The sequence below is a fragment of the Rhizomicrobium sp. genome, from assembly GCA_037200045.1.
Taxonomy (GTDB): domain Bacteria; phylum Pseudomonadota; class Alphaproteobacteria; order Micropepsales; family Micropepsaceae; genus Rhizomicrobium.
Genome location: JBBCHM010000001.1, coordinates 3,032,895 through 3,056,054 on the forward strand (window position 1 = coordinate 3,032,895; position 23,160 = coordinate 3,056,054).

Annotated in this window: 29 protein-coding genes and 1 tRNA gene; 13 read left to right on the plus strand and 17 right to left on the minus strand. The window is 63.4% G+C overall.

What is annotated here, in order from left to right; translation table 11 throughout:
- Positions 1-169: 169 nt before the first annotated feature.
- The 3 genes from WDM86_14950 to phoB all read left to right on the plus strand — a co-directional run bounded on the left by WDM86_14950 (position 170) and on the right by phoB (position 2,952).
- Positions 170-1,459, plus strand: coding sequence for an ATP-binding protein (locus tag WDM86_14950; GenBank protein ID MEI9991329.1), 1,290 nt, complete (start codon positions 170-172; stop codon positions 1,457-1,459).
- A gap of 75 nt (positions 1,460-1,534) precedes the next feature.
- Positions 1,535-2,251 carry a phosphate signaling complex protein PhoU gene (phoU, locus tag WDM86_14955; GenBank protein ID MEI9991330.1) on the plus strand — a complete coding sequence of 239 codons (717 nt, stop codon included), beginning with the start codon at positions 1,535-1,537 and terminating at the stop codon, positions 2,249-2,251.
- Positions 2,248-2,952: a phosphate regulon transcriptional regulator PhoB gene (gene phoB / locus WDM86_14960; GenBank protein MEI9991331.1), complete on the plus strand. Its 705-nt coding sequence runs from the start codon at positions 2,248-2,250 to the stop codon at positions 2,950-2,952. Before phoU ends, phoB begins: the two co-directional genes overlap by 4 nt.
- 9 nt (positions 2,953-2,961) lie before the next feature.
- Here the strand turns inward: phoB and WDM86_14965 are convergent, their stop codons facing one another.
- Both WDM86_14965 and WDM86_14970 read right to left on the minus strand, forming a co-directional pair.
- Positions 2,962-3,441, minus strand: a complete 480-nt coding sequence (locus WDM86_14965) for a glutathione peroxidase (protein ID MEI9991332.1) — start codon at positions 3,439-3,441, stop codon at positions 2,962-2,964.
- A 110-nt stretch (positions 3,442-3,551) separates the two neighbouring features.
- Complete coding sequence (locus tag WDM86_14970) at positions 3,552-4,013, minus strand: GcrA family cell cycle regulator (GenBank protein MEI9991333.1); 462 nt, start codon at positions 4,011-4,013, stop codon at positions 3,552-3,554.
- Between the two features lie 325 nt (positions 4,014-4,338).
- Between WDM86_14970 and WDM86_14975 the strand changes: the two genes are divergently transcribed.
- Positions 4,339-4,800 (plus strand): type II toxin-antitoxin system antitoxin SocA domain-containing protein, encoded by a 462-nt coding sequence (locus tag WDM86_14975; protein MEI9991334.1) that lies wholly within the window; start codon positions 4,339-4,341, stop codon positions 4,798-4,800.
- 414 nt (positions 4,801-5,214) lie between these two features.
- On the opposite strand, the gene WDM86_14980 is transcribed toward WDM86_14975, so the two are convergent.
- Entirely contained in the window at positions 5,215-6,141 is a 927-nt protein-coding gene (locus WDM86_14980; GenBank protein MEI9991335.1) for an IS1595 family transposase, read from the minus strand.
- Between the two features lie 72 nt (positions 6,142-6,213).
- Here WDM86_14980 and WDM86_14985 point away from each other — a divergent pair, with 72 nt between their 5' ends.
- The gene (locus tag WDM86_14985; protein MEI9991336.1) at positions 6,214-6,495 is read left to right on the plus strand and encodes a hypothetical protein; all 282 of its coding nucleotides are present in this window, start codon (positions 6,214-6,216) and stop codon (positions 6,493-6,495) included.
- 31 nt (positions 6,496-6,526) lie between these two features.
- Here the strand turns inward: WDM86_14985 and WDM86_14990 are convergent.
- Positions 6,527-6,612 (minus strand) — tRNA-Pro (locus WDM86_14990).
- A 119-nt stretch (positions 6,613-6,731) separates the two neighbouring features.
- Complete coding sequence (locus tag WDM86_14995; GenBank protein ID MEI9991337.1) at positions 6,732-7,184, minus strand: hypothetical protein; 453 nt, start codon at positions 7,182-7,184, stop codon at positions 6,732-6,734.
- 64 nt (positions 7,185-7,248) lie between these two features.
- Between WDM86_14995 and WDM86_15000 the strand changes: the two genes are divergently transcribed.
- From WDM86_15000 to argF, 4 genes are all read left to right on the plus strand, one after another.
- Complete coding sequence (locus tag WDM86_15000) at positions 7,249-7,413, plus strand: hypothetical protein (GenBank protein MEI9991338.1); 165 nt, start codon at positions 7,249-7,251, stop codon at positions 7,411-7,413.
- Positions 7,410-7,619 carry a hypothetical protein gene (locus WDM86_15005; GenBank protein MEI9991339.1) on the plus strand — a complete coding sequence of 70 codons (210 nt, stop codon included), beginning with the start codon at positions 7,410-7,412 and terminating at the stop codon, positions 7,617-7,619. The genes WDM86_15000 and WDM86_15005 overlap by 4 nt, the downstream gene beginning before the upstream one ends.
- Before the next feature lie 143 nt (positions 7,620-7,762).
- The gene (locus WDM86_15010) at positions 7,763-8,959 is read left to right on the plus strand and encodes an aspartate aminotransferase family protein (protein MEI9991340.1); all 1,197 of its coding nucleotides are present in this window, start codon (positions 7,763-7,765) and stop codon (positions 8,957-8,959) included.
- A complete protein-coding gene (argF, locus tag WDM86_15015) occupies positions 8,956-9,930 on the plus strand; it encodes an ornithine carbamoyltransferase (GenBank protein ID MEI9991341.1) in 975 nt (324 codons plus the stop codon). The genes WDM86_15010 and argF overlap by 4 nt, the downstream gene beginning before the upstream one ends.
- A 157-nt stretch (positions 9,931-10,087) precedes the next feature.
- Here the strand turns inward: argF and WDM86_15020 are convergent.
- The 5 genes from WDM86_15020 to WDM86_15040 form a co-directional block, all read right to left on the minus strand.
- Positions 10,088-10,929 (minus strand): IS5 family transposase gene (locus tag WDM86_15020; protein ID MEI9991342.1). Its coding sequence is split into 2 segments (ribosomal slippage): positions 10,088-10,542 and positions 10,542-10,929, totalling 843 coding nucleotides; the frame shifts between segments, so codons are not numbered across the junction.
- A gap of 820 nt (positions 10,930-11,749) precedes the next feature.
- A protein-coding gene (locus WDM86_15025) for an IS5 family transposase (GenBank protein MEI9991343.1) occupies positions 11,750-12,597 on the minus strand; the annotation gives its coding sequence in 2 pieces (ribosomal slippage) (positions 11,750-12,213 and positions 12,213-12,597; 849 coding nt in all).
- Between the two features lie 56 nt (positions 12,598-12,653).
- Positions 12,654-13,490, minus strand: coding sequence for an AAA family ATPase (locus WDM86_15030; protein MEI9991344.1), 837 nt, complete (start codon positions 13,488-13,490; stop codon positions 12,654-12,656).
- A 117-nt stretch (positions 13,491-13,607) separates the two neighbouring features.
- Positions 13,608-13,904 (minus strand): helix-turn-helix transcriptional regulator, encoded by a 297-nt coding sequence (locus WDM86_15035; GenBank protein MEI9991345.1) that lies wholly within the window; start codon positions 13,902-13,904, stop codon positions 13,608-13,610.
- Positions 13,905-14,074: 170 nt separating this feature from the next.
- Positions 14,075-14,365, minus strand: coding sequence for a GIY-YIG nuclease family protein (locus tag WDM86_15040; GenBank protein MEI9991346.1), 291 nt, complete (start codon positions 14,363-14,365; stop codon positions 14,075-14,077).
- Between the two features lie 521 nt (positions 14,366-14,886).
- Between WDM86_15040 and WDM86_15045 the strand changes: the two genes are divergently transcribed.
- Positions 14,887-15,810 carry an Hsp33 family molecular chaperone HslO gene (locus tag WDM86_15045; protein ID MEI9991347.1) on the plus strand — a complete coding sequence of 308 codons (924 nt, stop codon included), beginning with the start codon at positions 14,887-14,889 and terminating at the stop codon, positions 15,808-15,810.
- A 6-nt stretch (positions 15,811-15,816) separates the two neighbouring features.
- Here the strand turns inward: WDM86_15045 and WDM86_15050 are convergent, their stop codons facing one another.
- From WDM86_15050 to metZ, 7 genes are all read right to left on the minus strand, one after another.
- On the minus strand, positions 15,817-16,686 hold the full coding sequence (locus WDM86_15050; GenBank protein ID MEI9991348.1) for an alpha/beta hydrolase: 870 nt from the start codon (positions 16,684-16,686) through the stop codon (positions 15,817-15,819).
- Between the two features lie 23 nt (positions 16,687-16,709).
- Complete coding sequence (argE, locus tag WDM86_15055; GenBank protein ID MEI9991349.1) at positions 16,710-17,867, minus strand: acetylornithine deacetylase; 1,158 nt, start codon at positions 17,865-17,867, stop codon at positions 16,710-16,712.
- 6 nt (positions 17,868-17,873) lie between these two features.
- Positions 17,874-18,509, minus strand: coding sequence for a GTP cyclohydrolase I FolE (folE, locus tag WDM86_15060; protein MEI9991350.1), 636 nt, complete (start codon positions 18,507-18,509; stop codon positions 17,874-17,876).
- An 85-nt stretch (positions 18,510-18,594) separates the two neighbouring features.
- A complete protein-coding gene (gene apaG / locus WDM86_15065; protein ID MEI9991351.1) occupies positions 18,595-18,987 on the minus strand; it encodes a Co2+/Mg2+ efflux protein ApaG in 393 nt (130 codons plus the stop codon).
- 65 nt (positions 18,988-19,052) lie between these two features.
- Positions 19,053-19,508 (minus strand): OsmC family protein, encoded by a 456-nt coding sequence (locus WDM86_15070; protein ID MEI9991352.1) that lies wholly within the window; start codon positions 19,506-19,508, stop codon positions 19,053-19,055.
- A 67-nt stretch (positions 19,509-19,575) separates the two neighbouring features.
- Positions 19,576-20,076: a hypothetical protein gene (locus WDM86_15075; GenBank protein ID MEI9991353.1), complete on the minus strand. Its 501-nt coding sequence runs from the start codon at positions 20,074-20,076 to the stop codon at positions 19,576-19,578.
- The gene (gene metZ, locus WDM86_15080; protein MEI9991354.1) at positions 20,073-21,266 is read right to left on the minus strand and encodes an O-succinylhomoserine sulfhydrylase; all 1,194 of its coding nucleotides are present in this window, start codon (positions 21,264-21,266) and stop codon (positions 20,073-20,075) included. Before metZ ends, WDM86_15075 begins: the two co-directional genes overlap by 4 nt.
- A gap of 67 nt (positions 21,267-21,333) precedes the next feature.
- Here metZ and WDM86_15085 point away from each other — a divergent pair, with 67 nt between their 5' ends.
- Genes WDM86_15085 through WDM86_15095 form a run of 3 tightly spaced genes read left to right on the plus strand, consistent with a single transcriptional unit; the run spans position 21,334 to position 23,157 of the window.
- Entirely contained in the window at positions 21,334-21,753 is a 420-nt protein-coding gene (locus WDM86_15085) for a tellurite resistance TerB family protein (protein MEI9991355.1), read from the plus strand.
- Complete coding sequence (locus tag WDM86_15090) at positions 21,750-22,274, plus strand: histidine phosphatase family protein (GenBank protein MEI9991356.1); 525 nt, start codon at positions 21,750-21,752, stop codon at positions 22,272-22,274. The genes WDM86_15085 and WDM86_15090 overlap by 4 nt, the downstream gene beginning before the upstream one ends.
- Positions 22,264-23,157 (plus strand): phosphotransferase, encoded by an 894-nt coding sequence (locus WDM86_15095; GenBank protein MEI9991357.1) that lies wholly within the window; start codon positions 22,264-22,266, stop codon positions 23,155-23,157. Before WDM86_15090 ends, WDM86_15095 begins: the two co-directional genes overlap by 11 nt.
- The last annotated feature ends 3 nt before the right edge of the window (positions 23,158-23,160 follow it).

The following is a 23,160-nucleotide window of genomic DNA, read 5'->3' on the forward strand; positions in this document are numbered from 1 at the left end:
GCGGCGCGGGTTTCAACTGGGTCCGCCGCATTCGCGGCGGATGACAGTTGGGGGATTTTAAATTCCTTCGCTCGCCGCATCGCAATAACTGTGAACGGATCATCTCCCACGCGCGCTCGCGAACAAACCGTCACGAAAGCGGCTATGATGATCGCTTCGCAAGGGCCGCATGGACCGCACACAAACATATTGGACCGACATCGCGCGCTATCTCTGGCCGGGGCTGGCCGGGGTCGTGCTCGGCGCCGCGCTGCTGCTCTGGCGCGGCCAGATGGATCTGTGGGTCTTCGCCGGCTGCCTCGCTCTGGCGGCGGTGCTCGCCAGCGTGCTGGCGCGCGAGGGCCGTCTCTATCTGCTGGAACAGCGGGCCGAACTCGGCGGCGCGGCCGCCGCGCTGCTCAGCCCGCTGGCGCGCGAGGTGCTCGCCCATCTTCCCGATCCGCTGATGCTGCTGGACGAGGGCGGCCGCGTCCTCTTCGCCAACAGCGCGATGCAGACCGTCATCGGCATCGGGCCGGAGAACAAGCACATCTCGCTCCTGCTGCGCACGCCCTCGGTGCTGGAGGCGGTCAGCCACACCACGGCCAGCGGCGAGGATTCCTCGGTCGAGTTCATCATCCCGGTGCCGGTGGAGCGGCACTATCAGGCCTATGTCCGGCGCCTGTCGTCGCAACCGCCGGTGACGACGCTTCTGCTGCACGACCTGACCGCCGCCAAGCGCACCGAGCAGATGCGCGCCGATTTCGTCGCCAATGCCAGCCATGAATTGCGCACGCCACTGGCCGCGGTGTCCGGCTTCATCGATACGCTCAAGGGCCATGCCCGCGACGACGCCCAGGCGCGCGACCGCTTCCTCGACATCATGAGCGTGGAGGCCGGCCGGATGCGCCGGCTGATCGAGGACCTGCTGTCGCTCACCCGGATCGAGCTCAACGAGCATGTTCGCCCCTCCGGCCGCGTCTCGCTCGAGGCCATTGTGCGCGAGGCCTTCGCCGCGCTCAGCCCGCTCGCCCAGATCGACGGCATCGCCCTGGTGGTGACCGCCGCCCCGGACCTGCCGCCGGTGACCGGCGAGCGCGACGAGCTGATCCAGCTGTTCCAGAACCTGATCCACAACGCCATCAAATACGGCCGCACCGGCGGCCATGTCTGGGTGACGATCGGGCCGGCGCCGGTCTCGGGCGGCCGTGGCGCCGCCTCCATGCTCGCCGTCAGCGTGCGCGACGACGGCGAGGGCATCCCGCAGGACGCGATTCCGCGACTCACCGAGCGATTCTACCGGGTCGATGTGAAGCGCAGCCGCGAGAAGGGCGGCACCGGCCTCGGCCTCGCCATCGTCAAGCACATCGTAAATCGTCACCAGGGCCGCCTGACGATCGAGAGCAAGGCCGGCGAAGGAAGCGCCTTTACCGTGCTATTGCCCATCGCCGCCCGCCCAGCGGATGCCACTGTCACATAATCGTTATATAACTGTCGCATATCCATGCGGCTGGGGCGTTAAGCACCGGTTGCGCCCACCCGGACGGACAACACGATGAGTGATCACACGGTTAAGGCCTTCAGCGAGCAGCTCGAAGGATTGTCCGCGTCCATCGCCCAGATGGGCGGCCTGGCCGAGGCGCAGTTCGCCAACGCGGTCGAGGCGGTGGCCCGCCGCGACACCAGCCTCGCCGAAGGCGCCGTCGGCGGCGACAAGCGCATCGACGGCCTGCAGACCGAGATCGAGGACAAGGCCCTCAAGCTCCTGGCGCTGCGCCAGCCCATGGCGGTCGACCTGCGCGAGACCCTGGCGGCGATCAAGATCGCGTCCGAGCTGGAACGCATCGGCGACCTCGCCAAGAACATCGCCAAGCGCGCCATCGTGCTCAACCGCGAGCCGCCGATCCGCCTCACCGCTTCGCTGGCCCGCATGGGCAAGGTGGCGCTCAGCCAGCTCAAGCAGGTTCTCGACGCCTATTCCGACCGCAACGCCGAGGCCGCCGAAGCGGTGTGGCGCCAGGACGGCGAGATCGACGAGCTCTACAACAGCCTGTTCCGCGAATTGCTGACCTACATGATGGAAGACCCGCGCACGATCGGCTCGTCCACCCATCTTCTCTTCATCGCCAAGAACATCGAGCGCAGCGGCGACCACGCCACCAACATCGCCGAGGTCGTCTATCACATGGTGCGCGCCGACCATCTGTCGGCCAACCGGCCCAAGGCCGACACCACCAGCGAGACGAACGTGCCCTTCGAGAGGAAAGCATGAGCCTCAAGCCCGCCGTCCTCGTCGCCGAAGACGAAGGCGCCCTCGTCACGCTGCTGCGCTACAATCTGGAGCGCGAAGGCTATCGCGTGCTCGAGGCGCGCGACGGCGAGGAAGCGCTGCTGGTCGCGTCCGAGGAAAAGCCCGATCTCGTCCTGCTCGACTGGATGCTGCCGCAGCTGTCCGGCATCGAGGTGTGCCGCCGCCTGCGCGGCCGCCAGGAGACCCGCAACGTCCCGATCATCATGCTGACCGCGCGCGGCGAGGAGAGCGACCGCATCCGCGGCCTCGACACCGGCGCCGACGACTATCTGACCAAGCCGTTCTCGATGACCGAGCTTCTGGCCCGCCTGCGCGCCGTGATGCGCCGCATCCGCCCGTCGCTCGCGCCCGACACCGTCGCCATCGGCGACATCGAGATGGACCGCGCCGCCCACCGCGTGCGCCGCGCCGGCAAGGAAGTCCATCTGGGGCCGACCGAATACAAGCTGCTCGATCATCTGATCCAGCATCCCGGCCGCGTCTTTTCCCGCGAGCAATTGCTCGACGCGGTCTGGGGCTCGGACGTCTATGTCGAGGCGCGCACCGTCGACGTCCATGTCGGCCGCCTGCGCAAGGCGCTGAACATCGAGGGCGTGAAGGACCCGATCCGCACCGTCCGCTCCGCCGGCTACTCCCTCGACGACGCCATCGCCGCGAATTGACGCACCGCTTCAGATAACCTTCGCGATCGCCTGCTCGATGTCTTCCGGCTTGGTCGTGGGCGCGAAGCGGCCGACCACCTTGCCGGCGCGGTCGACCAGGAACTTGGTGAAATTCCACTTGATGCCGCGCGTCCCCAGGATGCCGGCTTTCTCGCCCTTGAGGAATTCGTAGAGCGGATGCGTCCTGGGCCCATTGACGTCGATCTTGGCGAACATCGGAAAGCTCACGCCGTAATTGATCTGGCAGAAGGCGCCGATCTCCGCCTCGCTGCCCGGCTCCTGCGCGCCGAACTGGTTGCAGGGAAAGCCGAGCACCACGAGCCCGTCGGCCTGGTGTTCGCGATAGAGCTTTTCCAGGCCCTCGTATTGCGGCGTGAATCCGCATTTGCTGGCGGTGTTGACGATCAGCATCGGCTTGCCGCGATAGTCGGCCAGCGACACATCCTTGCCCTGCAGCGTCTTCGCCGAGAACTCGTAAATCGTCGTCATGCGCGCGGATGCCCCCCAAAGCATTCGCCTGCATAACAAGAATTGCCAGCCCCGGCGAGCACTGCCCGACCCGGGGCGACAATTGGGCCTTGACCGGCCATCTGCCGGCGTCAGCCGACCATCCGGCCTCTGTCCCGCCGCTGCTGTTGCGGCTGGTAGGCCTTGCGGGCATGCGCCTCGCAATAGGGCGAGCCGCTCTTGGGATTGCGGCCGCAGAAGTGGAATTCGTCTGCCGACGGATCGCCGATCGGCCAGCGGCACATCCGGTCGTTGATCGTCAGCACGGTGGCGTGGCTGCCGTCGCTGAAGGTCAGCGGATCCTCCTCGACCACCGGGGCGGGCGGGGTGTGGCTGCGCAGCGAGACCTTGGGCGCCATCGGCAGGCGCGGCCGCTCGGTCCGCGACGGGCTGGCGCGGCCGGCCAGGCCCAGCCGGTGCACCTTTCCGATCACGGCATTGCGGGTGACGCCGCCCAGCGCGCGGGCGATCTGGCTCGCCGAGAGCCCCTCGGTCCAGAGATTCTTGAGCTGTTCGACCCGGTCGTCCGACCAGTTCATCAATTGGGTGTTCACGGGTTCCTCATGGCTTGAGCCACAAGATATCGTATCGTTCATGTGACAACGTACAAGCGGCACGGAGGTATCCCAACCCCTTGTCCACAAGAAGCCGCGGAAGTGTGCTGTTGGCAAACCCAAAGCTAGGACAGGTGGGGTGCGACATTCGCCGCAGGCGAAAGTCTTGATAAGGTTGCGAAATCACACATCGCAACTATTTGTGAGCGCCGCAGGCCGCCTACGAGCGTTGACACAAAGCGCGAACGGTCCCACTTGCTGCTGCCGACGTGAACCTAGCGGAGGGGTGCAGGGCCTTAACGGGCACTGGCGCAAGGTGGTCGAAATGGCAAGCGTACACGACGTAGCAAAGTACTTTCTAATGCTTGCCGCCAGCGGCGCGGAAGACGCTGGCGAGGCAATGACGCATCTCAAGCTGCAAAAGCTGCTGTACTACGCGCAGGGATTCAGTCTTGCCCTCAGTGGCGGTAAGCAGCCCATGTTCGGCGATACTATTGAGGCATGGAAACATGGTCCAATCGTGCCTGCCGTTTGGAAGGCCTACAAAGACTACGGTGGGGCGCCCCTTCCTCTCCCCGATGGCTTCGATCCGTCAAAGGGATTGAAGGATGGTGAGCAGGCATTGCTCAACGATGTTTGGAACGCCTATGGCCAATTCTCCGCGTGGAAACTCCGGAATATGACTCACGAGGAGTCTCCGTGGCGGAATGCATACGAGCCCGATGCCAACGAGACGATTTCGCAGCAAAGCATGCGAGAATATTTCGAGACGCAAATCGAGCCTTGACACCGTGGGAAAGCTTAAGCCGCCGAAAGCTCAAGGTGCTGGCAAGATATCTGCGCCGCCCCAAGGCGGGATTGATCAAAACACCGTCAAGGCTGTCTTCGGATTTCAGCATATCGCGCATGGATACACTCTAAATGGTTGTGCTGCGCCGGATGCAGCGGCGTTCATAGACGCCCTGCGGCTGCGCTCAAATTTGACATGGGCACAAATCATAAGCTCTCCACGACAGAAACTTGGTGCCGAAAAAATCTCTCCGTCACTGAGAGTAAAGGCTCCGGGGTCTGTGCCGCCAGAACTCCATGACGAAATGCTATGCTTTCGATTTGGCGGAGACTTGCAGCGGTTTATCGGATTTCGAAACGGGGCAACTTTTGAAGTGGTTTGGATCGACCATTCCGGAGACTGCTACAAACACTAGGCGTGCTTGTGGATTGGGTCTTTGTACATCAGCCGCTTGCCTTCGATCAGCTTGAGCGCCTTGGCCGTGCGGTCCGCATCCGAAACCTTGCGCTCATTCCAGCGGAACGAGAATTCATCGCAATAGCGGTGCAGGTGCTGCTTCGAAACGCTATGGAATGAGCCGGTGATACCGCGCTTCAGCAATGCGAAATAGCTTTCAACCTCGTTGGTCGAGACGCTGCCGCGCGCATATTCGAACTTCGAATGATTGACCGACTCATGGCCGCCTTCGAACCACTTGCCGACGCCCTTATAAGACGGCAGTTGATCGGTCTGGATCGAGGCGGACGGGTCAACGTTGTCGCGGATCGCGCCCTGAAGTGTGGCAGCAGTGATATTTGCAATCGGCCATGACCGAACGCGACCACCGCGCTCGACCAGCGCAACAACCGGCTGCTTATCCGTGCCGCGACCGGTTTTGCCTTCGCCGCGCTTGTGCTGATTGCGCGGGTTGCCGCCGACATACGTCTCATCGACCATCACGACGCCCTCAAGCAAACCCTTCAATGGATTTTGCGACATGGCGTAGCGAATGCGATGGCAGAGGTGCCACGCGGTGCGATACGAACCGAGGCCAAGCTGACGCTGCAACTGAAGCGCGCTAACGCCCTTCTTTGCGCTGCACAGTATGCTGAATGCCATCAACCAAGTGCGGATCGGCAGGTGCGAGCCTTCCATGACCGTGCCGACTGTCACGCTGAATTGTTGCGCGCAACCATCGTTGCACTTCCACACGCCTTTGCGGTGCTTCTTGCCCTGCAATTTCGTGTGACCGTCAACGCGACCGCAATGCGGGCAGACAACGCCCTTGGCCCAACGGATACGCTCAAGCGTTGCGCGGGCTTCGTCTTCGCTCAGCTTGGAAATTTCAGAGAGGATCATGGCGGTCACGTCTTGAATGTGTATGCAGTATGTAATACATTCCGCTCCGTTGTCAAGCGGAGTGCATACAAAATGGCAATCGTTGCTTCATTGGCTTTTCGAGCGGCGACCGATGAGTTGCTAGCCTGCATAACTCACGATCAACTTGCCGACGCGCTAGGTGTGTCGGTCTCGACGGTCCGGCAAGCCCGACTGGACGAGGGTGCCAAAGCCCGACGTAAGCCCCCGGAGGGGTGGCAAGGCGTCGTGGCTGATTTGGCGGAAATGCATGCGGACCGCCTTCTCAGGCTTTCCAAGGCGCTCAACAAGGCCGCTGCTAAGTCCTTGAAAGAGTCTGCTTTTCCTAAAAAGTGATCCGCTTCAAAGGTTTAGGTTGACTTTGACGTGCCCGTGGTGAGACTTGAACTCACAATCCCCTGCCAGGGAAGCGGTCCCCAAGACCGCCGCGTCTACCGATTTCGCCACACGGGCGGATCGTCAAAGAGAAGGCCCCTCCCACGCATCCTCACCTTGAGGCACGGGGAGGGGGTAAGCTGCGTCCTTGTACTTCGGACGACTAGCGCCGTCAGCGACCACCGCTGACGGCGTTTTCAGTCGGGGACTTCCACCCCCTTTGTCCACCAAGCGCGCTTCCCACGCCAACGGACAGAAACTAAATCACCTCGCTTCGACAGGATCGAAGTCAGATTGCGCTCGGCGTTCGGGCCACTGATATCAGCGCCAAATCGCGGCATGTGCCCGACAAGCTCGCCGGTTTGCAGAGGGTGCCCCATATTAATGACCGCCAGTCTTGCGGCCTCATGCTGTGCGACCCGTCCCTTGGGCTGTTTGCCCTTTCTGCTAAGGGGCAATGGGACATCCGAGACGAGTTGAAAGCCCTGTAGGACTTTCGCGTTTTTTGGGGGAGCGGTGTTGATCGCCAGAAGCTTGCGCTCCGTCTCTTTCCAGACAGCCAATTCCTGCAGGCGCGTATCCGCCGCCAATTCCGCTTCCAACTCGCGGATGTGGGACTGTACAGCATCGATTGACTTAACGGCGGTCATAATCAGAATCGCGTTTCGTTCCTTTGCATAATTAAGGAGGTTGCCAGTAAATGGCAATAGCAAAATGGCTAAGGGCAAGGTTGTCAGTAAACAGATAACGCGTCATCCAGATGATCAGCCGATTTCGCTGGCGGGGCTGGACTTTGAGACTGCATTGCACGCCGCCATGGCGACCGGCAAAGCGCCGCCCCCGAAGCCTAAGAAAGCCAAGCGGAAGGCCAAGAAATGAGCGTCGCCGCCACTGCGGTCATAGTCGGGCTGTTTCTTTGCGCGCTCGCCGCGAAATTCATCTCCGACGCGGCGCAAAACCAACGGCAAAAGCTGCTGTGGCTACGTGGGATGCAGGTCGCCTATCTGGCGCTTCTCATTGTTTTGGGGATCAAGATCGGACCGCTGGCATGGCCTTACATCGAGAAAATGCTATCAGCACAATAGCTTGTGTCAGGTTTGCCAAAGGCATAGTCCCCAGAAGCCGGCCCCCACGCATGGGGGCCATTCGCTTGCCCGATTCGGGGTTTGAGTAGATAAACCGGGCGGCGCGCGCGGATTTGCCGGCGCGCCAACCCATGGAGAGTCCAGTGTTTCCCTCGGTTTTGCCGACCTATAACCGGGCCGATGTCGCGTTCGTGCGGGGCGAAGGGCCTTACCTCTACGCCGAGGACGGCAAGCGCTACCTGGATTTCGGCGCCGGCATCGCGGTCAACGCCTTCGGCCACGCCCATCCGCGCCTGGTCGCGGCGCTGACGGTGCAGGCGGGCAAGCTCTGGCACACCTCCAACCTCTACCGCGTGCCCGGCCAGGAGGCCCTCTCGAAAAAGCTGGTCGAGAACACCTTCGCCGACACCGCCTTCTTCACGAACTCCGGCGCCGAGGCCTGCGAATGCGCCTTCAAGATGGCGCGGCGCTACCACTTCGTGAGCGGCCATCCCGAGCGCTTCCGCATTATTACGTTCACCGGCGCCTTCCACGGCCGCACCCTGGCCGGCATCGCCGCCGGCGGCCAGGAGAAATATCTCGAAGGCTTCGGCCCCAAGGTCGAAGGCTTCGACCAAGTGCCGCCGAACGACCTCAAGGCGCTCGAAGCCGCGATCACCGACGAGACCGCCGCCCTGATGATCGAGCCGATCCAGGGCGAGGGCGGGCTGCATCCCATGCCGCCGGAATTCCTGCGCGCCCTGCGCAAGATCTGCGACGACCGCGGCTTGCTGCTGATCTTCGACGAGATCCAGTGCGGCGTCGGCCGCACCGGCAAGTTCTTCGCCTATGAGTGGGTCGGCGTGCGCCCCGACATCATGTGCGTGGCGAAAGGCATCGGCGGCGGCTTCCCGCTCGGCGCGTGCCTGGCCACCGCCGAAGCGGCCAAGGGCATGACGGCGGGCACCCATGGCTCGACCTATGGCGGCAACCCGCTTGGCATGGCGGTCGGCAGCGAAGCCATCGACATGGTGCTGGAACCCGGCTTCCTCGAGCATGTGCAGAAGATCGGCGGCTTCCTGCGCCAGCAGCTCGCCGGCCTGATCGCCGAGCATCCCGGCGTGTTCGAGGAATTGCGCGGCCAGGGCCTGATGCTGGGCCTGAAGCTGCGCGTGCCCAACACCGAATTCGTGACCGCGGCGCGCGGCCACGGCCTCCTGATCGTCGGCGCCGGCGAGAACGTGGTGCGCCTCCTCCCGCCGCTGATCATCGACGAGGATCAGGTGCGCGAGGGCGTGGCGCTGCTGTCACGGACCGCGGCCGATTTCGAAGCCAAGGCCAAGCAGACGGTGGCGGCATGAACGCGCCCGCGGGCCGCGCCACGACCTTCAAGGCGCACACGGTGAAGCACTTCCTCGACCTCGCCGATTTCGACGCCGGCACGCTGAACGGCCTGATCGCCGCCGCGCGCGCCCGCAAGGCGGCGCGCGCCGGCCTGGCGCATGGCGTCGAGGATGCCGACCGCCCGCTGGCCGGCAAGATGCTGGCGCTGATCTTCGACAAGCCGTCGACGCGCACGCGCATCTCCTTCGACGTCGGCATGCAGCAGCTCGGCGGCAAGACGATCATGCTGACGGGTGCGGAGATGCAGCTCGGCCGGGGCGAGACCATGGCCGACACGGCGCGGGTTCTGTCGCGCTATGTCGACGCCATCATGATCCGCACGCTGGACCAGGACATGCTGCACGAGCTGGCGGACAACGCCTCGGTGCCGGTGATCAACGGGATGACCAAGCTGACCCATCCCTGCCAGGTGCTGGCCGACGTGATGACGTTCGAGGAGAAGAAGGGCGCGATCGCGGGCCGCGTCGTGGCCTGGACCGGCGACAGCAACAACGTGCAGGCAAGCTGGGTGCAGGCGGCGGCGAAATTCGGCTTCATGCTGCGCATCGCGACGCCGAAGGAACTGGCGCCGCGCGAGACGCTGCGCCAATGGGCCGAGGCGGCGGGCGCCAAGGTGCAATTCCTGGAAGACCCCGAAGCCGCGGTGGCGGGCGCCGATTGCGTGGTGGCCGACACCTGGGTGTCGATGGGCGACGAAGACACGACGCGCCAGCGGCACAATCTCCTGAAGCCCTACCAGGTGAACGAGCGCCTGATGGCGCGCGCGGCCAAGGACGCGATCTTCATGCATTGCCTGCCGGCGCATCGCGGCGAGGAAGTGACCGACGAAGTCCTGGACGGCCCCCACAGCGTGGTCTTCGACGAAGCGGAGAACCGCCTGCACGCGCAAAAGGCGGTGCTGGTTTGGGCGTTGGGCGAACAGCTCTAATCTTTGATCGGTTCACCAAAGCGGCATTTTGCTAAACGTCAATCGAATATGCGCTTGCATTCCGCTATCAGTTCTCGCGACTAAGTTTGCTAAGAATTTGAAGGCATCGCTTACGTTGTCGTAGGTGAGCCTTAGAGCCGATCCGGAAAGAACTGAATCATTTTGAGGGATTTGCGGCAAGTCGCCTGAGCATGATGCGGATCATGGCGAGGCGGATGAAGGCCGCGACGGTTGTGGCGTAGCGCTCGAAGTCGCGCGCCAGGCGTCGGTTGCGGCTGATCCAGGCCAGGGTGCGTTCGACGATCCAGCGTTTTGGCATGACCACGAAGCGGTGGGCATCGCTGCGCTTGACGATCTCGATGACCCAGGTTCCGGTGGCGGCGACGGCATCGGCGGTCTTTTTGGCGTTGTAACCGCCGTCGGCGAAGATACGTTCGATGAAGGGAAACGATCGCCGCGTCCGCTTGTCGAGGACCAGCGCTGCGCCGTCGCGATCCTGGATGTCGGCGCTGTGGACGGCGACGCTCAGCAACAGGCCGAGCGTATCGACGAGGATGTGCCTCTTGCGGCCCTTGACCTTCTTGCCCGCGTCGTAGCCTGAAGGATCGAGCAGAGCCCCCCTTTGAGCGCTCCCTTGGCGCTCTGGCTGTCGATGATGGCGGCGGTGGGGCTGGCCTCGCGGCCTTGGCTCTCGCGCACTGCCACATAGAGCGCGTGATGGATGCGCTCCAACGTCCCGTCCCAGTTCCACAGTTCGAGATAGTCGTGAACCGTGCTCTTGGGCGGAAAATCCTTCGGCAGCGCCTGCCATTGGCAGCCCGTCCAAAGCACATAGAAAATGGCGTTCAAGACTTCACGCACATCCGTCGTGCGCTTGCGCCCGCCGCGCTTGGCCGGGGGTATCAACGGCGCCGCAAGTGACCATTCCTCATCCGTCATGTCGCTGGAATAGCGAAGACCATTGCGTCTCGCCGACAGCCGGTGCTCCGGCTTCCACATCGGGTGCTCCTGTTGCGAATCAGCACCCACAACGGAATCACAACCGATTCACCCGACTCAACTTCTTTCCGGATCGGCTCTTACTCTTCCAGACGGCGACGTGTTCCACTGAAACGCGGGCATTGCAAAGCCATGAGCGAAGCTATGCCTGACTTTGAGGATTTCGTTCAAGCGGACTCGAACTGCAATGCTGTTCATTCTGCGTAATGGCCAAACCCAGTCGTTGATCGGTTCATATCCGGTATAGGCTCGAATGAGCTCGCGAGAATTCTCCCAGTTCGGGGTGTTGAATCTCTCCAACGCTGCCACAAGTCTAGCGTCGAGCAACGAATGAATTGCGAGAAAATGAGGCTGGTTGGCGTCGACAATCTCCGCCAAAAAATTCTGCGGCAGTTTCTTTACGTAGGTATCCCAAGCGGCAACGCAACCAGCCAGTGCCGCATGATGACATGTCTGTGAACTCTCGTATGAAAGCGCTCGCAATCTACTGTCTCGGCCAAATTCGCTTAGCGCTAAGGACCGTTTCGCCAATGCCGTAAATTGAATTGCTGCCGGAGATGGCATGTGAACCATCTACAGTCGGTCTACAAATTCCGAAAGCGCATCTCGATATCGATTCAGTGGGCCGGCGTTTATTTGAACGCGCTCACCTGCGATATCCTTGGGGCCGGCAGTTAGCTTATGAATCGGAGTGCCAGTCATTGAAGCTACGATGCACGCCGAGTGATAATCTGGGACTTCTACAAAGCACTTACTCGGCAACTGCTTCGGATCGGAGAATACGCTTCTGTGCCTTAGAGCCGATCCACGAAGTTTGGATTCATGTTGAGGGATTTGGCTTTGTGAGGCGCCGGAGCATGATGCGGACCATGGCGAGACGGATGAAGGCCGCGACGGTGTTTGCATAGCGTTCGAAGTCGCGGCAAAGGCGTCGATTGCGGCTGATCCAGGCGAAGGTTCTCTCGACCACCCATCGTTTGGGCAAGACAACGAAGCCCTTTGCGATGTCGGATCGTTTGACGATCTCGATCTTCCACGTGCCGGTTCTTGCGGCAGCGGCGCGAACGCGTGGCCCCCGATAACCGCCATCGGCGTAGATGCGCTCGATGAAGGGAAACAGCGCCCGCGTCCGTTTGTCGAGCACCAGCGCCGCGCCGTCGCGGTCCTGGATGCCGGCGGAATGAACGGCAACGCTCAGCAACAGACCGAGCGTGTCGACAAGGATGTGGCGCTTGCGGCCCGTAACCTTCTTGCCCGCATCGAAGCCCTGCGGATCGAGGCTTTTGCCCCTTTTTGAGCCGCCTTGGCGCTCTGGCTGTCGATGATGGCCGCGGTCGGGCTGGCCTCGCGGCCTTCCTTCTCGCGCACCGCCACATAGAGCGCATGGTGGATGCGCTCCAGCGTGCCGTCCCAATCCCACAGCATGAAATAGAAATGCGCCGTGCTCTTCGGCGGCAGGTCTTTGGGCAGCGCCTTCCACTGGCAACCGGTCGAGAGCACATAGAAGATCGCGTTCAGAACTTCACGAACATCGATCTCGCGCCGACGGCCGCCGCGCTTGGCGGGCGGAATCAGCGGCGCGATCAACGCCCACTCCGCATCCGTCAAATCGTTGGGATACCGCAATCCAACCAGCGCCGCCGCCCGGCGATGCTCCGGCTTCCACATCTGGTGCCTCCTTCCGAATCAGGCACCGTCACAGAATCACAACCGATTCCCTCGATTCAATAACTTCCTGGATTGGCTCTTAGATGTATTCCGTCCATCGTAGCGCTAATTGTCTTGCTGGCCGCAGCAAAGGCTTTGCTCGCCTTACCTTCATAAAGCGTCACTCTGTTGCTGACGAAAGTATGAAGTTTTGGAAGAGCTAATCCGTCTTCTTTCGCTCGGCGAGCGAAACTAATGCGCGCATAGGCGGCTGTATGGGCATCTCCGATCCCATACAGCAGAGCAACGACGTTCTCGATAGCGCGACGGGAGCTGTCATCTGCAGTAAATGGTACAACAACGTTTGTTGCCGCGACGACTGCCAGTTGGGTGTAAATTGCAAAGCTTGGGTTACAGTCGATTATGAACACTGCATCACGATCGCCACTTCGAAAACGAAGCGCGGCCACCAGTTCTGCAATCCAACGTTCAACTTGGCTCCAAGCATCTATCGGTATTGTGAGCTGTGAAGTTTGGCGAATTGGTTCTGCCAGAAGCTCCAACAAGTTGTCGCCACAAATCAGATAAAGGTTCTTCGGTACATCGCGATTGGTGGAATTGGGTCGAGTTACGTAAGGCTCTATGTCTTCAAGCATTCTAAAGGGAGAATTGAGGCGTGCTTCGAGATAGCCTGCTACTGTCGCCCTTGGCGAAGCTTCAATTTTTTGGCGGAGAAGTTTCGGTCGCTCTTCATAGTCTCCGAGTAGAGTCTCGGAGACGTTCGCCTGAGGGCATAGATCAATTACATAGACGTCGGCCTCAGGGTGACGATGCGCGTAATCCGTCGCCGCGACAAAACAAAGAAAGCTTTTGCCCACGCCGCCCTTGTTGTTCCAAAACGCGTATGAGGTCATTCTTTCCTCGATAATTATCTATAGGCACCCAAACTGCATGCAGTTCTACAGCGGGCAGTCTAAATATTGAAAGTACTATCTTGCGAGACTCAGGTGGTCCAAGCAGGTCCGACATGCCTATGCCGCATCCCGCAACCCAATCGTCAACTCTTTCCCCAACACCGCCGCCGCCCGCCCCATCGTCTGCAACGTCACCGACGTATTCTCCGCATCCAGCAGCCGGTCCACCGCCGCGCGGCTCGTCTTCATCCGCTTCGCCATCTGCGCTTTCGTGATGCGCTGCTTCTTCATCATTTCGGAAATGCGCCACGCCAGCACGCTCTTGATCGCCTTCAGCGTCGCCTGCTCCAGGATGCCCTCCTCTTCGAGGAAGGAATCGAGGGTTGAACCGCGATGCGGATTTCTCTTTTGCATCTTCTTTCTCCACCCCCTCGATGTCATGGCCCGCGAATGCGGGCCACCCAGGTGACGTCTGCACCTTCTCACAATTATGGGAGCCATAAACTTCCGAGCTTCTGGCCGCTTTCAACTGGGTGGCCCGCATTCGCGGGCCATGACAACCGTTTTTGTTTCCCCGTCGCGGATCAATTCAGCGTCTCGAACAGATCCTTCCATTCGACATTGCTCTCTTGGATCAAGTTGATCTTCCACTCGCGCTTATACTTCTTCAGCCGCGTCTCACGCGCGATGGCCAGCCCGATGTCGCCGAATATTTCGAAGTAGACCAACATTTTCACGCCGTGTTTCTTCGTGAACCCCTCGATCAAGCCCTCTCTATGATCCCCAACGCGCCGCACGAGATCGTTGGTGACGCCGATGTAGAGCGTGCCGTTGCGCTCACTCGCGAGGATGTAGACGTAATAGGTCTTCGACACGGTGCGGATGTCACCTGGGTGGCTCGCGGCCGCGGGCCATGACAGATGGGGAAGGCGTGCACATAGCTGCCCTTCCCAAAAATATAGTTCCGCTCACCCCTTGAACTCAAGGTTGCGCCACCCCAAGTCAAAATCTCATCGAAAAGGGAAGCCTCTCTATCCCGTCCGGCATTCGTGCTGGCCGGGCGCCGGGCCGGCGTGGGCCGTCGATCCTCGCGAGACATACAGGGCAAGGCGGCGCGCTCGTGCGCCGCCGCGCGGTGGACGAACCGACCTCGCTTCGCGGGCGACGCCGGCAAACCCGCCGCTCCAACCGAGGGGGTGACGCGAAGGTGCCGATTGTCGCCGCGCAAGCGGTGCCGGCCGGCCAGCCTGTCGAGCGACGCACCAAGGCGGGGCGTATCCGCGCTGTAGGGAACCAGGCGTTCCGCCGGCGGAAGCGGTCCCGCCTTTTTTTCATCGGCCCGCGGCACGGCCAGCACCGTTTGTATTCCGTCACCGCGATCCCATATAGAGGACCCATGTCCCGACAATCCTACACCCACGCGCCGCCCGCGGACTTCGTTCTGCCGTTCGACCTGCCCGATGTCGGCCTGCGCGGCCGCGTCGTGCGGCTCGAATCCACCGCCACCCGCGCGCTCGAGGCGCACAAGCTGCCCGAGCCCGCCGCGCGCGCCGTCGGCGAGACGCTGGCGCTGGCCGCGATCCTCGGCACGTCCCTGAAGCTCGACGGCCGTCTCACGGTGCAGACCAAGTCCGACGGCGCGATGGATCTCGTCACCGCCGATTATTTCGGCGCGACGGCGGACGCGCCCATCGGCCTGCGCGGCTTCGGCCGCGTCGATGCCGCGCGGTTCGCCGACCTCGCCGAGCCCATCGCGTTCGACGCGCTGGCCGGCGACGGCTCGATGGCGATCACCATCGAGCCCCGGCGCGGCGGCAAGTCCTATCAGGGCATCGTCGAGCTCAACCCGGCGGGCATCGCCGCCTCGGCCGAGACCTATTTCGCGCAGTCCGAGCAATTGCCGACCGTGCTGCGCCTCGCCGCGGCGCCGCTCTATGTGCCGGGCGCGGCCGCGCCCACCTGGCGCGCCGGCGGCATCATGCTGCAGGCGACGCCGGAGGGCCAAGGCGCCGACGACGATTGGGAACGCCTCGCCGCCTTCCTCGCCACCGTCGAGGACATCGAGCTGCTCGACACGCAATTGGGCGCCGAGCAATTGCTGTGGCGCCTGTTCCACGAGGACGAGACGCGGGTGCAGCCTTTCCTCGCCACCGAGTTCCGCTGCGGCTGCAAGCCGGACCGCATCGCGGCGGTGCTGAAGAGCTATGCGCCGAAGGAGCGCGCCGGCCTCGCCGATCCCGACGGCCTGATCCGCGCCCGCTGCGAGTTCTGCGGCACGGTGCACGCGATCGATCCGAAGGCGCTGGAGCAGGCGGAGTAGCTATCGTCAGGGCGCGTCCAGGAACTTCTCCACGATCGCCCGATAAACTCCCGGCATCTGCAGCGGCCCGAAATGGTTCGCGCCCGGCACGATGGTCTCCGCCGCGCCGGGGATCGCGCGGGCCAGCGCGTCGGTATGCTTGCGCAGGACGATGTCGTGTTCGCCGGCGACGATCAGCACCTTGGCGCGGATGCGGCCGAGCTGCTCCGTCGTGTAGTGCGGCTCTGTCGTGACCAGCGTCTCGATCTTCTTCATCAGCACGGCAAAGTGCGACGGGTCGGGCGCGATGGCCTCGTAGAACGGCTTTACCTCCTGCGCCTCTTGCGCGAGGAAGTCCGGGTTCATCTGCTTTGCGTCGAGGCCGTTCGCATCGTAATTCGCGCCGATCGCGACCAGGCGGCGCACGCGCCCTGGATGCGTCATCGCCATGTCGAGGCCGATGATGCCGCCGTCGCTCCAGCCGACCACGTCGGTTTGCTTGATATGCAGCGCATCCAGCAGCGCGATCATGTCCGCGCCCATCTGGGCATAGGTGATCGGCCCGGGCCCGTCGGTGGAGCGGCCCTGGCCGCGACTGTCCACCGCGATCACCGTGTGCGTGGCGCTAAGGCCGCTGATGAAATAATGCATCGTCTCCAGGAAGCCGCCGGCGCCGTGCAGCACCAGCACCGGCGGCCCGCTGCCATAGGTCTCGGTGTAGAGGACGATGCCGTCGACGGCGACGCGGCGGCTGCCGTGGAACTCGCCGCCGAGGCTGCGCCAGACATAGAAGCGCGGCATGCCGAAATTCGTCCGGTCGATCTGCACGAAGCCGAAGATCGCGCCCGCGACGGCGACGATCACGATCGAGACGATCAGCAAGGCTCGGCGCGGCATGGGCGAACTCCTTGGCGGCGAGACTATTCGATCGTCGCTTTGGCGATCACCTTGCGCAGGAAGTCCTCGCATTTGACGAGATCGGACAGCGCCACGAACTCGTCGGCCTTGTGCGCCTGCTCGATGGAGCCGGGGCCGCAGATCACGGCCGGGATGCCGGCGCGCTGGAAATGCCCGGCCTCGGTGCCATAGGCGACGGCATCGACGCTGTTCGCGCCGGTCAGCTCGCGCGCCAGCGCCACGGCGGGCGAGGCCTCGTCCATGACAAGACCCGGATAGCTCGCATGCAGCGTGGTTTCGAGTTTGGCCTCCGCCGCCCGCGCGCGATATTTGGGAAGGATCGTCGCCTCGGCGCGGGCGCGCACCGTGTCGACGACCTTGCCGGCGTCGCGGTCGGGCAGGGCGCGATACTCCCAGGTCACCAGCGCGTCGCGCGCCAGGATGTTCACCGCCGAGCCGCCCTCGATCATGTTCGCCTGCACCGTGGTGTGCGGCGGATCGAAACGCGGATCGGCGTCGGCGCGCAGCTCGTTCCACACGTCGTCCAGCATCTTGATGAATTCGCCGGCCATCATCACGGCGTTGGCGCCCTTCTCCGGCGCGCTCGAATGGCCTTCGCGGCCGCGGCAATGGGTGTGCAGCACGGCGCCGGATTTGTGCGCCCCCACCACGCGCATCAGCGTCGGTTCGCCGACGATGGCGAGCGCGGGGCGGATGCCGGCGGTCTTGAGGTCGTCCAGCAACCCCGACACGCCGACGCAGCCGACTTCCTCGTCATAGGACAGCGCGAAATGGATCGGGCGCGTCAGCCTGGCGGCCGCGATCTGCGGCAGAAGCGACAGCGCGACGGCGATGAAGCCCTTCATGTCGCAGGCGCCGCGGCCGTAAAGCTTGTCGCCCCTGATCTCGGCCTGGAACGGATCGGACGACCATTCCTGGCCGTCGACCGGCACGACATCGGTGTGGCCGGAAAAGACGTAACCGCCCGGCGCGTCCGGCCCGAAGCTCGCGAACAGGTTGGCCTTCGTGCCCGCGGCATCCAACGTGCGGCGGCAACGGCCTCCCGCTGTCTCCAGCATCTCCTGCACGAAATCGATCAGGGCGAGGTTCGAACCACGGCTCGTGGTATCGAAGCCGATGAGGCGGCGCGCCAGCGCGACGGAATCGAGCGACGTGGTCACGGGCCGTCAACTCATATGCGATTGCGGATTGCCGATCACGGCGAGGAACTCGCGCCGCGTGATCTCGTTGGTGCGGAAATCGCCCAGCATGGTGGAGGTCACCATGGAGACGCCGGTCTTGTGCACGCCGCGCGTCGTCATGCATTGGTGCGTCGCCTCGATCACCACCGCGACGCCCTTGGGTTCGAGCACTTTCTGGATGGTGTTGGCGATCTGCGCGTTCATCTTCTCCTGCACCTGCAGCCGCCGCGCATAGGCTTCCACCACGCGCGCCAGCTTGGAGATGCCGACGACTTTGCTGTTGGGCAGATAGCCGACATGCGCCCTGCCGATGATCGGCGCCAGATGATGCTCGCAATGCGACTCGAAGCGGATGTCGCGGAGCACGATCATGTTGTCGTAGCCTTCGACCTCCTCGAAGGTGCGGCGCATATATTCTTCGGGATCCTCCTTGTAGCCGGAGAACCAGTCTTCGAAGGCGCGCGCGACGCGGGCCGGCGTGTCCTTCAGCCCCTCGCGCGCCGGATCGTCGCCGGCCCAGCGCAGCAGCGTGGAGATGGCGTCCTCGGCCTCGGCGCGGCTGGGACGCTTGACGCCGCCGGCGGCGACGGCGCGAAGAGAAGTCTTGGAAGAAGCGGGCATCACGGGTCTTTCTAGGGAAGTGACGTAATTACGCCTGCCCGGCGTGTCCAGATCAACCCATGCTTTTGCAACGCCCGGATGCGGGCTAGTGAATCTGCCGCTGTTCGTGGGGGCTTTCGAGCAGAAAGGCCGGGATTTCGGCCTCGAACGCCTCGCCGCTGGAGGCGCGCATCTTGTACTTGCCGCTCATATAACCCGAAGCGGTGGGGAGCGGGCAACCGCTGGTGTACTGAAATTTCTGTCCGGGCGCGATCACGGGCTGGGCGCCGACCACGCCTTCGCCGGACACTTCCTTCACTTGGCCGCGCCCATCGGTGATGTGCCAGTAGCGCGAGAGAAGTTGCACCGCCTCCGCGCCCTTGTTCTCGATGGTCACAGTGTAGGACCACAGGAAGCGCTGCTCGTCAGGATCGGATTGATCGTCGAGGAAGGCCGGCTGAACGGCGACGCGGATGTTTCGAGTCGAGCTTTCATACATGTTGAAATTATCGGTAGCGGCCGGGGCGCGCGCAAGACCGTGGCGGGGGCGTCGTTAACGAGCGCTCAGGACTGTGGCGCAACCGACACGTCGGTCTTTACCGAGTTGACGATGAAGCATTCTTCGCGGCTTAGGTGGTGAATCTCCGCCAATTGCGCGGCGTTCACCGAAGTTCCCGGCGCGAAACCTATCCGCGGATGTAATGTGACGCGGGAAACCCACAGCTTTCCGTTGGCGCCTTTTTCCATCACGCCGACCGCATCGTCCTCATAGGAATCCACCGTCAGCCGCTTGCGTGCGCAGATCGCAAGGAAGCTGAGCATGTGGCAGGCGCTGAGCGCGGCGACAAAGGCCTCCTCCGGATCGACGCGATCCGCGTCGCCGCGAAACGCCGGCGCCGCGGAACCCGGCAGCACGACGGCGCCGGATTTGAAACTTATGTCGTGCGCCCGGTTGTAGTGCTCATAATTGAAGTCGGGCGATGCGCGAGTCCAGCGGACGGAGGCGCGGTGTTCGGACATGGTGCTGCTTTCGGATTTGCTGCCATGGCAAGGATACAGTCGTTGCGCAGCGCGGTCGACGGAGCCGCTATGCCTTGCGCAACCAGCTCAGCATGTGCGGATAGGGCTTGACGCCACGCTCCGCCGCCCACTTCGGCTCGCAGGCCATGCCGGTATAATCGAGCATCGGAACGGCGAACCCGCCCCGGGTCGTGAACGCATCGAGGATGGCTTCGCTGCCGCCCCGATAGCCGCCTTCGTGGAACACGATCGCCGGATCGATCCGCAGATGCCGGGCGGCCGCATAGGACCAGGCGATCGCCATCATCTCTTCGGCCGCATCGTTGCCGACGTCGTGATGGAACGCGGCGCGGCGGTCCGGCGCGGCGACGGCGAGATGGCCGGCCTCGTGCAGCAAATCGCCGGGCCAGGCCAGCCTTTCCTCGTCAACGACGAGGCAACCTTGTTCGATGTCGATTCCCGGCAGCGCGGTCTTGCCCGCGACGTCGCCGGCGCGGACCTTGAGCCCGATCTCGTTCAGGAACGTCACGATTTTCGCGGTCAGCGGATCGCGGAACGCAGGGCTCACGCCACCTTCAACGCTTGTTCGAGGTCCTCGCACAGATCGGCGGGATCTTCGAGGCCGACGGAGAGGCGCAGCAATCCGGAGGTGACGCCCAATTCGGCGCGCGCGGCCGGCGTCAGCTTCTGGTGCGTCGTCGTTTCGGGATGGGTGATGAGGCTCTTGGCGTCGCCGAGATTGTTCGAGATGTCGATGATCTTGAGCGCATTGCCGAGCTTGAACGCGGCCTTCTTGTCGCCCTCGACTTCGAACGCCACCACGCCGCCGCCGCTCTCCATCTGGGCGCGGGCGAGGTTGTGCTGCGGGTGATCGGGCCGGAAGGGATAGAGCACGCGTGTCACGTTCTTCTGCGTCGCCAAGAAATCGGCGACGGTTGCGGCGCCCTCGGAATGCGCTCGCATGCGAAGGTCGAGCGTCTCCAGGCTCTTCAGATGCACCCAGGCATTGAACGGGCTGATCGACGGGCCGGTGTTGCGGATGAAGGTCTGCAGATGATCCTTGAGGAAATCCTCCTTGCACAGGATCACGCCGCCGAGCGCTCGGCCCTGGCCGTCGATATATTTGGTCGAGGAGTGCACCACGATGTCGGCGCCGAATTCGAACGGCCGCTGCAGGCAGGGCGAGGCGAACGCGTTGTCGACCACGAGCCGCGCGCCGCCCTTGTGCGCGACGGCGGCCACGGCCTTCAGGTCCACGATGGAGAGCGTCGGGTTGGACGGCGTCTCCAGGAACAGCATCTTGGTCTCCGGCCGCATCGCCTGGACCCATTGATCGACGTCGCCGCCATCGACCAGCGTGCTCGCAATGCCGAAGCGCGGCAGGATTTCTTCGATGACGTGGCGACAGGAGCCGAACATCGCCTTGGCGGCGACCACATGGTCGCCGACGCGCAGGCCGGACAGGAACGTCGCCGTCACCGCCGCCATGCCGGTCGCCGTCGCGCGCGCCACCGGCGCGCCCTCCAGGGCGGCCATCCGCTGCTCGAACATCGTCACGGTGGGATTGCCGAAACGGCTGTATTGGTAGCCGTCGATCTCGCCCTTGAACCGGGCTTCCGCCTCTTCCGGCGACTCGTAGGCATAGCCCGAGGTCAGGAAAAGCGCCTCGGAGGTCTCCTGGAACTGGGTGCGCATCGTCCCGGCCCGCACGGCCAGCGTGCGGGCGCGCCACTTTCCGGGCTTTTTGTTCGTCGCCATGCGGTTTTGTTGCGCGCTTGGCATTACGGGTCAAGTTTCTTATGGTCGCGCCGCTTCGAGGACAGCCATGAGCGACATGAAGGCCATCAGTCACCACACCGCACTCATCTACGTGATGGTGATCGTTTCCGCCGCCGACGGTTCCATGAGCGAGAAGGAGCTCAAGATCATCGGCGAGCTGACCAAGGTCCTGCCCGCGTTCGGGGGCTTCGATCACAGCCGCCTGCTGAGCGTTTGCCAGGAATGCGCCCAGATCCTGCAGGAGCCGGACGGCGCCGATGCGATCCTGGGCCTGATCGACGAGGGCCTGCCCGACGTTCTGCACGAGACCGCCTATTGGGTGGCGCTGGAAGTGGCGCTGGCCGACCGGCGCATCGCGCTGGAGGAACTGCGCGTCCTGGAGGCGCTGCGCCGGCGCCTGGAGATCGACAAGCTGACCGCGGCCGCCATCGAGCGGGGCGCGCGCGCGAAGTATCAAGTCGCGTGAAGCGGCTTCTGCTGCTGCGCCACGCCAAGGCGGTTCCCGCGGAATCCGGAATCGAGGATCACGAGCGCGCGCTGCTCAAGCGCGGCCGCGAGGACGCGCCCAGGCTGGGACGCTACATCGAACAAAGCGGCTATGCGCCGGATTTCATCGTGTCTTCCACGTCTAGGCGCACGGTCGAGACGGTGGAGCTGGTGACCGATGCGCTCACCGGCACGCGGCGGATCGATTATCTCGAAGCGCTCTATCTCGCCGAGCCGGAGCTGATCCTCTCCGTCGTGCGCCTCGCGCCCGACGCGATGAAGAGCCTGATGGTGGTCGGCCACAATCCCGGGCTGGAACAGCTCGCGGCGCTCCTGGCGCGCGAGTCGGTCAAGCGCAAGGAACGCGACCGCTTCGACCTGATCGAGGAGAAATTCCCCACCTGCGCGCTGGCGGTGCTGGACTTCGAGGTGGTGCGCTGGCGCGACGTCGCGCCCGGCCACGGCGCGCTCAAGGATTTCGTACGGCCCCGTGACCTCTGACGAGATGGCGCTGCAAGAGTTCGTAAGCCGTGTCCGCGACACGTTCCCGCGTCTTGTCTTCGCGAAGGCCGAGTTCAACGACTATGGCGAGGACAATGTCGTCCTCGTGCTCGATCGCGAATGGATCGTGCGGGCGCCGCGCACGCCCGAATATCTGTGGCGCTTCGCGGCCGAGCTGGCGCTGCTCGAAGCATTGCGGCCGGTTTCGCCCGTCGCCGTCCCGAGCTACGAATTCGTGGCGCCGGATCGCGGCATGGGCGCCTATCGCATGATCGCGGGCACCGAATTGACGCCGCCGGTGTTCGCGTTGCTGGAGCCGCAAGCGCAAAGGTCGGCTCTGATCGCGCTCGGCCATTTCCTGAGCGTGCTGCACGGACTTCCCGAGGAGACGATCCGCCAGCCCGACGGCCTGATCCAGCGGCGCTGGAGCGGCGAGCAATATGCGGCGCGCTATCGCGGTATGCGCCGTCCGAAGATCGCCCGGGTGACGCCGCAGGCCATGCTGCAGCGCTTCGACGCTTTTCACGCCGCCCTGGAGACGGAGGAGGCGTCGGTATCGCGCCTGGTGCATGACGATCTCACCGAGGATCACATCCTGGTCCGCGTGGACGGCGCTTTGGGCGGCATCATCGACTTCAGCGACGCCGCCATCGGCGATCCGGCGGCGGATTTCGCATGGTTCTGGCGCTTGGGCGAGGCGAACCTCGATCTGGCGCTCGCGCATTACCGCTGGGCCGACCCGGGGCTCAAGACACGGTCGCAATGGAATTACGCGCGGTTCCTGATCAACCAGATTGCCTATGGCGACAAGGCCAAGTGGAATTTGTCGCCCGACCGGGCGCTCGTGGAGCTGGACGGGCACTTGAAGCAGCTCGGCTTTTGAACC